The 13354-nt window shown below is 68.4% G+C and carries 10 protein-coding genes; all 10 read right to left on the bottom strand.

The features are described 5' to 3' along the window. Nucleotides 1-80 precede the first annotated feature (80 nt). The 10 genes from ftsW to AB0H61_RS15865 all read right to left on the bottom strand — a co-directional run bounded on the left by ftsW (nt 81) and on the right by AB0H61_RS15865 (nt 13342). The gene (ftsW, locus tag AB0H61_RS15910; protein WP_357304355.1) at nt 81-1571 is read right to left on the bottom strand and encodes a putative lipid II flippase FtsW; all 1491 of its coding nucleotides are present in this window, start codon (nt 1569-1571) and stop codon (nt 81-83) included. After that, nucleotides 1568-3016, bottom strand: coding sequence for a UDP-N-acetylmuramoyl-L-alanine--D-glutamate ligase (gene murD / locus AB0H61_RS15905; RefSeq protein WP_357304544.1), 1449 nt, complete (start codon nt 3014-3016; stop codon nt 1568-1570). The genes ftsW and murD overlap by 4 nt, the downstream gene beginning before the upstream one ends. A gap of 49 nt (nt 3017-3065) precedes the next feature. Further along, entirely contained in the window at nt 3066-4142 is a 1077-nt protein-coding gene (gene mraY / locus AB0H61_RS15900) for a phospho-N-acetylmuramoyl-pentapeptide-transferase (protein ID WP_357304352.1), read from the bottom strand. Between the two features lie 194 nt (nt 4143-4336). After that, the gene (gene murF / locus AB0H61_RS15895) at nt 4337-5848 is read right to left on the bottom strand and encodes a UDP-N-acetylmuramoyl-tripeptide--D-alanyl-D-alanine ligase (protein ID WP_357304350.1); all 1512 of its coding nucleotides are present in this window, start codon (nt 5846-5848) and stop codon (nt 4337-4339) included. A gap of 181 nt (nt 5849-6029) precedes the next feature. Then, on the bottom strand, nt 6030-7658 hold the full coding sequence (locus AB0H61_RS15890; protein ID WP_357304347.1) for a UDP-N-acetylmuramoyl-L-alanyl-D-glutamate--2,6-diaminopimelate ligase: 1629 nt from the start codon (nt 7656-7658) through the stop codon (nt 6030-6032). A 272-nt stretch (nt 7659-7930) separates the two neighbouring features. Further along, nucleotides 7931-9697 carry a penicillin-binding protein 2 gene (locus AB0H61_RS15885; protein ID WP_357304541.1) on the bottom strand — a complete coding sequence of 589 codons (1767 nt, stop codon included), beginning with the start codon at nt 9695-9697 and terminating at the stop codon, nt 7931-7933. Between the two features lie 128 nt (nt 9698-9825). Continuing rightward, entirely contained in the window at nt 9826-10701 is an 876-nt protein-coding gene (locus AB0H61_RS15880; protein WP_357304345.1) for a hypothetical protein, read from the bottom strand. Nucleotides 10702-10753: 52 nt separating this feature from the next. Continuing rightward, complete coding sequence (rsmH, locus tag AB0H61_RS15875) at nt 10754-11758, bottom strand: 16S rRNA (cytosine(1402)-N(4))-methyltransferase RsmH (protein WP_357304342.1); 1005 nt, start codon at nt 11756-11758, stop codon at nt 10754-10756. A gap of 153 nt (nt 11759-11911) precedes the next feature. Then, a complete protein-coding gene (gene mraZ / locus AB0H61_RS15870) occupies nt 11912-12343 on the bottom strand; it encodes a division/cell wall cluster transcriptional repressor MraZ (protein WP_357304339.1) in 432 nt (143 codons plus the stop codon). 573 nt (nt 12344-12916) lie between these two features. Further along, a complete protein-coding gene (locus AB0H61_RS15865) occupies nt 12917-13342 on the bottom strand; it encodes a DUF3040 domain-containing protein (RefSeq protein WP_357304336.1) in 426 nt (141 codons plus the stop codon). Nucleotides 13343-13354 lie beyond the last annotated feature (12 nt).

Below are 13354 nucleotides of genomic sequence, written 5' to 3'. Positions count from 1 at the left end.
CGGATCGGCGGCGCTCCCGGGGCCCTCCGTGGTCACGCTGCGCTGCCGCCTCCGTGCCCGGCGCTCGCGCCACAGGTCACTCACCTGGATCTACCCCGCTCTCTCGCATGTGGCATCGGATAGTTCGGCTCCCACGCGCGGGTGGCGCGCAGGGAACTGGTGCCGCGGCTCTCGGGCGAGCGGCGGCGTTGTGGTTCCGGTGGCTGACGCCGACCGGGCAGTACCTGCCTGCGCGGATCGGGTCTGCGCGGGCGCTGGGCGGATTTGGCGGCCGAGCGTGCCCGCGCCGATTCCGCCTTGGCCGGCGAATATACCTCCGGCTTCGGCAGCCGAAGCAGCCTGCTGAAGCGACCATCCTGTCCGGCGTGCAGCGCCGAGACCGCCTCGGGTTCGTGCCGCGCCGCATTGGCGATCACGCCGAACATGAACAGGGTGATCGCCAGCGAGGATCCGCCCGCGGACACCAGGGGCAACTGCAGACCGGTCACCGGCAGCAGACCGACCACATAACCGATATTGATCAGCGCCTGCGCGGTGATCCAGGTCGTCGCGGTGGCGACGAGCAGGCGCAGGAACGGGTCGACCGAGCGACCGGCGATACGCAGCCCGGTATAGACGAACAGCGCGAACAGCCCCAACACCAGCGCGCAGCCGAGGAAACCCAGCTCCTCGCCGATAATGGCGAAGATGAAGTCGTTGTGGGAGTTGGGCAGATAGCTCCACTTGGCCCGGCTCTGCCCGAGGCCACGACCCCAGATGCCGCCGTCGGCCAGCGAGTAGAGCGCCTGGCGCGCTTGATAGCCGATGCCCTGCGGGTCGTCGCCCGGGTTGAAGAAGGCGCGCATCCGGTCCGAGCGATATCCGGCCGACAGCGCGAGCACCGCGGCCGCGATCACGCCGGAGACGGCGATCGTGATGAACAACCGCACCGGCAATCCGCCGAACCACAGCAGCGCGGCCAGCACGATGCCGAGCGCGATGGTGGTGGACAGGTTGGGCTGCAAGATGACGAGCAGACACACCAGCAGCCCGGCCGGCACCAACGGAACCAGAATGTCCTTCAGGCTCGCATGCTCGGAGCGCCGGGAGGCCAGCAGATGCGCACCCCACACCACCAGCGTCACCTTGATGATCTCGGAGGGCTGCACCGAGATCGGCCCGAGGACGAACCACCGGCGCGCACCCTGTACCTCGGAGCCGATCCCGGGAATCAGCACAAGGACCAGTGCGAGCATCGAGATCGCGAACACCGGAAACGACCACTGCCGCAGCCGCTTCAGCGGAATACGCAGCGCGAGATAGAACAGGACGCAGCCGATGCCCGCGAACATGGCCTGCTGGATGAACAGCGAATAGGCCGAGCCGCCGACGGTGTAGGACTCGACGCTGGAGGCGGAGAGCACCATCACCAGGCCGAGCACGGTGAGCAGGGTGGCGATGGTGACGATGAGGTGAAACGACGCGAGCGGCCGCGCTAGCCAGGCGCCGAACCGAGTGCCCGCGGGCGCCTGCTTGGCGCCCTTGGGCCCGGCCTTACGGCCGTTCCAGCTCCGCCGCGTCGTTTCCGTCATAGCTGCCGCCCGATGTCACCGTCTTCCAGCGCGTGCACCGCGGCGGCGAAGCTGCGGCCGCGGTGGGTGTAGTCGGCGAACATATCGAGCGAGGCCGCGGCCGGGGCGAGGAGCACGGTATCGCCGCGGCTTGCGAATCCGGCCGCCGTACGCACGGCCTGCGCCATGACGGCGTCGGCCTTCTCGGATCTCGACGGATCGTCCTCCATCAGTGCATCGTCTCCCGCGCGCACCTCGACGACCGGGACTTCGGGCGCGTGTCGCGCCAATGCGGCCGCGATTACCGGCGCGTCGGATCCGATCAGCACCGCGGCGACGAGCCGGTCGGCGACCTCCTCGACGAGATCCTCGACCCCGGCGCCCTTCAATTGCCCACCGGCGACCCAGATCACCTGCGGGTGCGCCAGGATCGACGAACGGGCCGCGTGCGGGTTGGTGGCCTTGGAGTCATCGATGAAATCGACGCCCGCCAACTCCCGCACGAATGCGGCCCGATGCGGGCCGACCTTGTGCTCGATCAGGCCCTCGCGCACGAATTGCGGCGCCACGTCGATGGCCCTGGTCAGTGCGGCGGCGGCCAGCGCATCGGCGACCCCCGCCGGTCCCGGCGGGCTGATATCGCCGACCTCGGCCAGGATCGCGGCCTTGGTGAAGGCGCGGTCGAGCAGCTTGCCGTCGACCACCCCGAGCTCACCGTCGGCGGGCACCCCGATTCGGAAACCGATGACGCGCCGCGCCTTCGCGCGCCGCGCCAGCGAGGCCGCGACCGGATCGTCCAGGCCGACCACACCGACCCGGCCGAAGAGCGCGCGCGCCTTCGCGGCGGCGTAGGCGTCCAGGCCGCCGTGCCAATCCAGATGATCCTCGGCCACATTCAGCACCACACCGGCCTCCGGACGCACCGACGGCGCCCAGTGCAGCTGGAACGAGGAGAGTTCGACGGCGAGCACCTGCGGACCGGGGTTGCGCCGCAACGCATCCAGGATGGGCAGGCCGATATTGCCGCATGCGACGCTGGCGATGCCCGCTGCGCGCAGGATGGAGTGTGTCATCTGGGTGGTGGTGGTCTTGCCGTTCGTGCCGGTGATCACCAGCCATTTGCGCACCGGGCCGTAGATCCTGGCCTGATCCACCCACCAGGCGAATTCGACATCGCCCCAGACCGGAATGCCCTCGGTCACCGCCGACACCAGTACCGGCGAATCCGGCCGCCAGCCCGGGCTGGTGATGACCAGCGCGAAACGGCTCAGATCCACCGCCGCGGATTCCAACTGCACGCAGGTGGCGACCTCGAGGCCCAATTCGGACGCCTCGGCCAGCGCCTTCGCGCCCGCATCGGTGACCACCGGATTCGCGCCGATATCGCGCAACGGCTCGATCAGCGAACGTCCGGAAACGCCCCAGCCCGCGACCAGAACGTCGCGGCCGCGCAGGAATTCGAGCATGGGTCCGGGCGATCGCAGTGCCCTCGGAGTATGTTCGACCATCGCTGATTCACCCGACCGCGGAGAGATATTCGCTGTAGAACAGGCCGAGCCCGACTGCGGAGGCCATCGCGGCCAAGAGCCAGAACCTGATGATCACAGTCGTTTCGGCCCATTTGCTGAGCTCGAAATGATGATGGAAAGGCGCCATCTTGAACAACCGATTGCGGGTGGTCCGGTACACCGCCACCTGCAGGATCACCGACAGCGCCTCGGCCACGAACAGCGCGGCCAGCACCACCATCAGCAATTCGGTGCGGGTGGTGATGGCCATGCCCGCGAGCAGGCCGCCCAGCGCCAGCGAACCGGTATCGCCCATGAAGATCTTGGCAGGCGCGGCATTCCACCACAGGAACCCGATGCACGCGGCGGCGCCGGCGGCCGCGACCAGGGCCAGATCCAGCGGATCGCGCACGTTGTAGCAGCCGGCCTCGGGCTTGGTGGCGCAGGCGTGGTAATACTGCCAGAACGTGATGATCACGTAGCCGCCCATGACCAGGCTCATCGAGCCGGCGGCCAGGCCGTCCAGGCCGTCGGTGAGGTTCACCGCATTGGATGTGGCGACCACGATCAGGCTCACGAACAGCAGGAAGAAGATCACGCCCATCGACACCGTGGTGATGTCACGGACGTAGGAGATGTGCTTACTCGCCGGGGTGAGCCCGTAGTTGTTGCGGAATTGCAGCGCCAGCACACCGAAGACGACAGCGGCCGTCAACTGACCGATGTACTTGCCCGCCGCGGTCAGGCCGAGGTTGCGGCCCTTGCGGATCTTGATGAAGTCGTCGACGAAGCCGACGGCGCCCAGCGCCGTGGTCAGTCCGAGTACGAGCAGGCCCGACGCGGTCGGACCCTCGGCGTTGTAGCCGATACCGATCAGATGCGACCCGAGATAACCGGCCCACATACCGATCAGGATGGCGACACCACCCATGGTCGGGGTGCCGCGCTTGGCCTGATGGCTGGCCGGGCCGTCGACCCGGATCTCCTGGCCGAAGCCCTGCTTGGCGAAAAACTTGATCAGCAACGGGGTCAATAGAATCGACACCGCCAACGCGATAGCCGCCGCGAAAAGAATCTGCCTCACGACTGCGCCTCGCTGACGCTCAGCTCCGTCGTTCGGCCGATAGCCGCTGTATCGATGGTTCGTTCGCTCCGCTCTCTCACGACTGCGCCTCGCTGACGCTCAGCTCCGTCGTTCGGCCGATAGCCGCTGTGTCGATGGTTCGTTCGCTCCGCTCTCTCACGACTGCGCCTCGCCCATGCCTACGTTGTGCTCACTCACTGCGCTGCCTCCGTGCTACCCCTGCGATCGTCCGCACGTTCCGCGCTCGTCAAGTATTCGGCGACCTCCCACAGGCCTACCGATTTGGACGCCTTGACCAGCACCACATCCCCCGCCTCGACCTCGTCGTCGAGCAGCGCGATGGCCGCGCCGATATCGGGAACGAGAATCGACTCCTCACCCCATGAGCCTTCCATTACCGCACCCTGGTGCATCGCCCGGGACGGCCTTCCGGTGCCGACCACGATCAGCCGGTCGACATCCAGGCGCACCGCGAGCCTGCCGATCCGGTCGTGCTCGATCACCGATTCCGCACCGAGTTCACCCATTTCACCGAGTACCGCCCAGCTACGGCGCGGTTGTTCGCCTGCCCTGGACATGGTGACCAGTGCTTTGAGCGCGGCCCGCACCGAATCCGGGTTGGCGTTATAGGAGTCGTTGACGACGGTGACCCCGGCGGCGGTGGTGCGCACATCCATCCGGCGGGCCGACGCGGCCTTCGCGCCGGAGAGCGCCAGCGCGACGGTGGCCAGATCCGCGCCGCAGACCAGCGCGACGGCAGCCGCGGATAACGCATTGCCGACCTGATGTTCGCCGTGTACGGCCAACTGGATCTCGACGCTGCCCGCGGGGGTGTGCATGGTGAAGACGGCCCGCGCTTGGTCGTCGAGCCGAATATCGGTAGCGCGGATATCGGCGCCCGCGGCCTGACCGACGGTCACCACGCGGGCAGCGGTGCGCTCGGCCATCGCGGCAACCTGCGTGTCGTCGGCATTGAGGACGGCGAGCCCGGCGGCGGGCAGCGCCTCCACCAGTTCGCCCTTGGTCGCGGCGATGGCCTCACGGCTGCCGAACTCACCGAGGTGCGCGGTGCCGACATTGAGCACGACACCGATATTCGGCGGTGCCACCGCCGCCAGCGCGGCGATATGGCCGGGACCGCGGGCGGACATCTCCAGCACCAGGAATCGGGTGTCGGCGTCGGCGCGCAGCGCGGTCCACGGGTGCCCGAGCTCGTTGTTGAACGATCCGGGCGGGGCCACCACGGGGCCGAGCGGAGCCAGCACCGCGGCCAACAGATCCTTGGTCGAGGTCTTACCGGACGAGCCGGTGACGCCGACGACCGTGAGACCACCCGCGGTGAGCCGTTCGACGCTGACGCGAGCCAATGCGGCGAGCGCGGCCAGCACGGCCGCGCCCGAGCCGTCCGAATCACCGGCCAGCGCAACCGATCTGGACGGCACCGTGACCGCCTGCGGCGCGACGACGATGGCGGGCACACCCACCGGCCGGGCCGCGAGCACGGCCACCGCACCGGCGGCGACCGCGGTGGCGGCGAAATCGTGCCCGTCCGAGCGCTCGCCGGGCAGCGCGAGGAACAGATCCCCGGAACCGATTCGGCGCGAATCGAATTCGACCGAACCGGTGACCCGCACCTCCGGGTCCGGTACGTCGTGCAGCGTGCCGCCGACGACGTCCGCGATCTCCCGCAGTGTCATCTCGATCATGAAATCGTCAAGTCCTCCGCGTCCGTACCCTGCGGACTTCGCTGTGCCGAATGGGAATTCTGTGCCGCACGGACGACCGCGCGGCGTTCACGCCCGTATCCGATCGGGCCGAAGATGTTGCGGCAGTAGGTTATACCGCTGCTCGCAGCGCGCCGAACCGCTGTCGGCGAGGTCGTCGCGATCATCCGGCCGCCTCCGAACCGGAGTCCGGACCGTTATCCGTGCGCACCCCGGATCCCACCGGCTGAGCACGCAGGCGCCGCCGCAATGCCTCGGCGAGCACCTCGCGATCGTCGAAGGGGTGTTTGACACCGCGGATCTCCTGGCCCGCCTCGTGCCCCTTCCCCGCGATCAGCACCGCGTCGCCGGTTCTGGCCCAGTCGACCGCGGCGGCGATGGCTTCGGCGCGATCACCGATCTCGCGGACCTCGGCCCGCTCGTCCGCCGGAATCTCGAGCGCACCCGCCCGCAGCGCGGCCCGAATCGCGGCCGGATCCTCGCCGCGCGGGTTGTCATCGGTGATGATCAGCAAGTCGGCGCCGCGCGCCCCGGCCGCACCCATCAGCGGCCGCTTGCCCGCGTCGCGGTCGCCCCCGGCGCCGACGACCACGGCCAGCCGCCCGGGCGAATCCGGTGCGTCGGCCTTCAGGTGGCCGCGCAGAGTGGCGATGACGGATTCGACGGCGGCCGGCTTATGCGCGTAGTCGACCACGGCGAGGAAGTCCTGTCCGCGCTCGATGCGCTGCATCCGGCCCGGCACGTCGACCGTGGCCAGCGCGGGCGCGGCGATCGTGGCATCGACCCCGGCGGCCGCGCATACGGCGACCGCGAGCAGTCCGTTGGCGACGTTGTAGCGGCCGGGAAGACGCAGCCGCACATCGACGTTCCCGCCCGGGCCCAGGGCGGTGAACTGCTGCTCGCCGCCGTGCGCGGCGATCGGACCCGGCACACTCCAGATCGTGGCGGTCGCGGTCGTGGCGACGGTCGTCGGGTTGTCCAGATCCGCGGCCAGCCGGACACCCCACTGATCGTCGACGCAGATGACCGCGGTCCGCGCGGCGGTCGGCGATCCCTGATCGAAGAGGCGCCGCTTGGCGGCGAAGTAGTCCTCGAAGTCGCGATGGAAATCCAGGTGATCCTGCGACAGGTTGGTGAACGCTCCGACCGCGAAGCGCACGCCGTCGACCCGGCCCAGCGCGAGCGCGTGGCTGGAAACCTCCATCACCACCGCGTCGACGCCCTGCTCGACCATGAGCGCGAACATCGCATGCAGCTGTGGCGCCTCCGGAGTGGTCAGTGCGCTCGGCACCCGGCGTCCGCCGATGCGGGTCTCGATGGTGCCGATCAGCGCGGTGGACAGCCCGCCGGCGGCCAGCCCGGCCTCCACCAGATACGAGGTGGTGGTCTTACCCGAGGTGCCGGTGATACCGACGATGCGCAACCGCTGCGAGGGATTGCCGTAGAGCGCGGCCGACAGCTCACCGAGGACCGCTCGCGGCTCTTCGCGCACCAGCACAGGAACATCGAGTTCACCGGCCAGTTCCGCACCCGCCGCGTCGGTGAGCACCGCGACCGCGCCGCGCTCGACCGCATCGCGGGCGAATCGGGCACCGTGCGCCTGCGCGCCCGGCAGCCCCGCGAACAGGTCCCCCGGCAGCACCGCGTTCGATCGCTGCTCGATGCCGGTGACGACCAGATTGTCGGGGACCGGTCCGGACGAGCGGGCACCGGTCAGCTCCAGCACGGTGGACAGCGGCGTCGACGGCGGGCTGACCGGCCGGAGCGCGTGCGAGCTGAACTGCGCGGGCACCTTGCTCCTCTCTGCTGCGGGAATCGATATAAGGAAAGGATCTGTAACGACGAGTCAGGTTACCGACGCGCGCTCACCGAGAGACAACGCGCCTCGGTGTTGCCGCGTGGCGCATCCGGCCGGGGCCGCGGCGACCACCGCGCCGAGATCCTGCCGACCCCGTGAAAACCACGTCGACCAGTGGAAATGCGAGCGGCCCCCGGCCCGGTCGGGACCGGTCGGGCGCGGACACGCTTGCGCCGCGCCTCGGCATGGCCGTCGAACACCGCAAATTACACACCGGCCTGCAAAACGAACCGACGCACGGGGCCGGGCGAGGGCGGGATGCGGTCACGCTGCAAAGCCCACGAGGCGATGCTGTGGAACAGCGGTGCGGCGGACTGACCGCCGCTGCCGTCGGAGCTGCGGACCGGATTGTCGAGCATGAGGCCGACCACGTAGCGCGGATTATCCGCCGGGGCTATGCCCGCGAAGGTGATCCAATAACTGGAACTGGAGTAGCACTTGCAGCGCGAATCGATCTTCTGCGCGGTACCGGTCTTGCCCGCGATCTGATAGCCCTCGATCGCGGCGGGCCAGCCGGTGCCGTTCTGGTCGGAATTCATCCGATCCCGCTGCACCACGGCCTGGAACATGGTCTTCAATGTGGCCGCGGTCTGCGCACTGACCACCCGGACGCCTTCGGGCTGCGTTTCCTCGGTGCGGGTGCCGTCGGGGGCGACGATCGCCTTGACGACGCGCGGCGGGATGCGCACACCATCGTTCGCGATGGCCTGGTACATACCCGTCATCTGCAGGGTCGACATCGAAAGGCCCTGTCCGATGGGCAGGTTCGCGAAGGTACCACCGGACCACTGGTCACGCGAGGGCACCAGGCCCGCGGTCTCGCCGGGCAGGCCGACGCCGGTCCGCTGTCCGAGCCCGAATCGGTTGAGCATATCCGCGTAGCGATCCTCACCGACGCGCTGGGCCAGCATCAGGGTTCCGACATTCGAGGACTTTCCGAAAATGCCGGTGGTGGTGTACGGCGCGGTGGCATGCTCCCACGCGTCGCCGACGGTGACCCCCGCCATCCGGATCGAGCCCGGAACCTGCAACACCTCATCGGGATTGGTCAGACCGTACTCGATGGCGGCAGCCGCGGTGACGATCTTGTTCACCGAACCGGGCTCGAACGGATCACTGACCGACGGATTGCTGGTCTCGAGGTTGCCCCAGTTCTGCGGTCCCAGTGCGGGATTGAAGGTGCTGTCATTGGCCATGGCCAGCACCTGGCCGGTCTTGGCGTCCAGCACCACCGCCGAAGCGCCTTGCGCGCCGGACATCTCGCGCGCCTGCTGCACCTGCTGCTGGACGTAGTACTGCAGGTCCGAATCCAGGGTCAGCTCGACGCCGTTGCCGTCCACGGCAGGCTGCTTATCGCGCCAACTACCGGGGATGACGGCACCGTCGGAGCCGCGATCATAGGTGTGTGAGCCGTTCGTGCCCGCAAGCACCGAGTCCAGCGAGGACTCCAGCCCGATCAGGCCGTGGCCGTCCCAGCCGGTCGCGCCGATCAGGTTGGCCGCCAGCGAGCCACCCGGGTATTCGCGCAGCGACTGTAGCTCCGAACCCACCTCGGGGTACTGCACGATGATCTCGGTCGCGACCCGTGGGTCGACATTGCGCGCCAAGTACTCGAAGGACGTGTCACCGCGCAACTGGTTCAGCAGCGTCGATTCCGCGGGCGCTTGCTTGCCGAGCTTCTCGTGGATGAATTTGGCGATCTCCCCCAGCCGTTCATCCGGATCGGGGGCCTTGTCGCTCTTCGACTTCGCCTCCTCCAGATCCTTGCGCACCTGAATCGGCTGGAAGGTCAACGCCTTCGCGGTGATGCTGAAGGCCAAGGACTTGCCGTTGCGGTCGGTGATCGGGCCCCGGGTGGCCTGATCGATCAGCCGCGTCGTGCGCTGGCTGGCCGCCTGCGCGGACAGACCGGGCGCGGATATGCTCTGGATCCACAGCAATTGGAGTGCGACGACCGCCAACGCGACCAGCATCACGATCCGTCCGACACCGAGGCGCAGTCGCAGCGGCCGCTCGTGGGCGGACGCCGCGGCGATCCGCGGTCGCGAGGGGCCGGATGGTTTCGGCCCGCGTCGCTGGCGCGGCGCGGGCCTGGTCTGCGTCATCGAACGCCTCGATCGGGCGCGAGCCGGCCCGGCGGCACGGCCACCTGCGGTTGGGTCTGGGCGGGCTGCGGTGCCTCCGCCCGCGGCGCGTCCGCGGGTGCGCCGGGGGCGGGTGGCGCGGCGATCTGCTCCGGATTCGATTCCGCCTGTGGCGCCGGATTCACGGCCGGTTGCGGCACCGGGCTCGGCGGGACGGGGCTCGGTGGGACGGGGCTGGGCGGCACCGGGCTCGTCGTATGTGCTTGGGCGCCATTGGCATACTCGGTATTCGGCTGCCCGGGGGTGGACGAGGGGCGCACGGTGACCGGCACGACCCGTTCACCCTGTGCCTGCACATGTCCCGGCTGCGTGGCGAGTGGCGCCGATGGCGCGGTATTGAGCGGCGGCACCGGGGCGCCCTGCGCCGGTGTGGGATTGCCGATCACCGTCACGGTGCCATCCGGCGCGATAACGAGACGGGCGGGGTCTTTGGCTGGAATCATGCCGAGTTCGCGGGCGCGCGCGGCCAATTCGGGCGCCGAATCGGCGGCCTCGACCTCGCGCTGCAATGCGGCCCGCTCCTCGGATAGCTTCCGGTTGAGCTGGCGCGCGTCGCTGAGCTGGTAGCTGTCCTCCGCGGAGCGCGTGGTCAACAGCAGGGTGAGCGCGAGTCCACAGCCGAGCAGCGCGATGATCGCCGCCACGAACGGGATTCGCGTGGCCATGATCGAGCCACGCCGGATCGGCAGGTCGGGGACATCGGAGAGTTGCTCGGCCCGCGTCCGACGCTTGGCGTAAGCCCGTTGGGCCGCACCGGATTTCACACGTTCAGCGGCCTGCACCCGCCGGGCGACCCGCCCCGGCGCCGCAACGGTGCGCGTCCGAATACTCATGCTGTCCCCTCCTCTGCTCCGCGGGACCTCCCGCGCGCCGACCACGTACCGGTCATACCACCGCCTGGATGCGTTCGGCGGCACGCATACGCACCGGGGCGGCACGCGGGTTCTCTTCGATTTCCTGCTCCGTGGCCTTCTCGGCGCCCCGGGTCAGCATCCGGAATTCCGGTCCCATGCCGGGCAATTCGACCGGCAGATCCACCGGTGTACGTGAGGCGATGCGCGGCGCAAGCTCCTGCTTGACCACACGGTCCTCCAGCGACTGGTACGACATGATCACGATGCGTCCGCCGACGCGCAGCGAGTCCAGCGCCGCGGGCAACGCCGCGCGCAGTGAGTCGAGCTCCCCGTTGACCTCGACCCGCAGCGCCTGGAAGGTCCGCTTGGCCGGGTGGCCGCCGGTGCGGCGGGCCGCTGCGGGAATGGTGGCGTACAGCAACTCGACCAGTTCGGCACTGTGGGTGAACGGCCGCTGCTGGCGACGCCGGAGCACCTCGCTGGCGATCTTGCCCGCGAAGCGTTCCTCCCCATAGGTTTTCAATACCCGTGCCAGATCGCCGTGGCTGTAGGTGTTCAGCACATCGGCGGCGGTGATGCCGGTGGTCGGATCCATCCGCATATCCAGCGGCGCGTCGACGGAGTATGCGAAGCCCCGATCGGCCTCGTCCAACTGCATCGAGGAGACACCGAGATCCATCAGGATGGCGCTCACCGAACCCGCCGGATCGAGGCCCGCCTGCTTCAGCGCGTCCGCGATCCCGTCATATCGGGTGTGCACCAAGGTGATTCGGTCTTCGAAGGTCCGCAACCGGTCGGCGGCGAGGCCGAGCGCGGTGGTGTCGCGATCGAGGCCGATCAGATGCAGATTCGGGTAGGTGCGCAGAAAATGTTCGGCATGCCCACCCAATCCGAGGGTGGCATCGACATAGACGGCGCCGGGTTCGCCCAATGCGGGCCCGAGTAGCTCGTCGGCTCGCCGCAACAGCACCGGAACATGGCGGGGGCCGGGCTGCTCACGGTTCACCTCGACCTCCCGGATCCTGCCTCGCGTCATCGCTTGCACGGGTCGCCTTGCTCCACAGTGTTTTCGGGGCTGCTTGAGAAGACGAATGCCGCGGGGTCTCTGACCGAATTCGACACCTGGCGTCGGGGAAGTACGTCAGGGTTCGCGTCCGGGCAGAGGCCGCGTGGCACTCGTCCGTTCGGGCTAGAAGATTCCGCCCAGCGACTCGTCTCTCGCTTGCGCGTAATCCTCCTCGTGCTCGGCGAGGTAGGACTCCCACGCCTGCTTGTCCCATATCTCGAGGAAGTCGACCGAGCCGATCACCACGCAATCCCGATCCAGGTTCGCGTAGCGGCGGTGTTCGGCAGACAACACGATCCGGCCCTGCCCATCCAGACGTTGTTCATCCGTACCGGCGGCAAGTGCCCGGACGAACGCGCGTGCCTGCGGGTTGCTTCGAGACGCCGCCGCGGCCCGACGAGCGAGCGCGGTGAACTCTTCCTTGGGGTAAACGGCAAGGCTGTGGTCCTGACCCTTCGTGACCATCAACCCTCCCGCCAGATCGTCTCGAAACTTTGCAGGCAACGTGAGTCGCCCTTTGTCATCCAGGCGCGGTGTGTAGGTACCGAGAAACATCGATACCTCCCTACCGGATCACCTCGCCTGCATGGCCTCTCCTGTAGTGCGCGCTCCACATTACCCCACTTTCCCCCACTTTCAATCGAAACAACGGGTGATCTCGCTCCCCGCGCCCGCGATTTCGCAGGTCATCCCAGCTATCACTCGGTGGAGAACTTTTTCCGTGTTCCACCGACGCGCCTAGTCCAGATGGACAATCCCCCGAAAACACCCAGCAAACCCCTCGAGATGGCCCGAATCAGCCCATGATCAACGTGTCCGGTCGGACATGGCCTTGCTACGCACGGCTTTTGTCGCGAACGCCCGATTACGAAGCCCGCGCCCGGGCGTGGCGGGGCCCCGCTCACTGAGATCGCGATACGACGGTGGGGCGATGTGGGGGAATCCGGTGGGGCGATGTGGGGACCGCCGTGGGGAGATGTGGGGGCCGGGCATCAACCCGGCTCCCCCGGGCTCTGCCGCGTATCGATCATGCGACCCCGGACATGCGACGACGACGCCGCACCTGGATCGATGCGGCGTCGCCGACTGTCATGGAAATGCCGGGCAGAGCGTCGGGGCCGAGTCCGACTACTCCTGCTCGAATCGTCTGCGGAAGCGATCTTCCATACGCTCGGAGAAACCGCCGGACTTGCGCTGTCGCCCATGCCCGCTCGGTCCGCCGCTGCTCGGTCCGCCGGATGGCGCATCGGTGGAGCGGGTGCCCTTGCCAACGCCCTTCGAGGTGCCGAGCAACAACAGCACGCCGGCCCCGAACATGACGATGAACCCGACCAAGCTGATGATCGGGAAGCCGCCGGGCTTCACCGGAGCGGCGATCCCTGCGACGAGTAGAAACAGACCGAGGACGAACAAGGCCGCGGCCTGGAGTCTGCGACGACTCGAGGTCGAGCGAAGGCGTCCGCCGCGGACGGACGAGGCGAACTTCGGATCCTCAGCATAGAGCGCGCTCTCGATCTGTTCGAGCATGCGCTGCTCGTGCTCGGAGAGTGGCACGGTACCTCCCCC

It is taken from the genome of Nocardia sp. NPDC050710 (assembly GCF_040654375.1).
Lineage (GTDB): Bacteria > Actinomycetota > Actinomycetes > Mycobacteriales > Mycobacteriaceae > Nocardia.
This window is presented reverse-complemented; position numbering and strand designations above follow the sequence as displayed.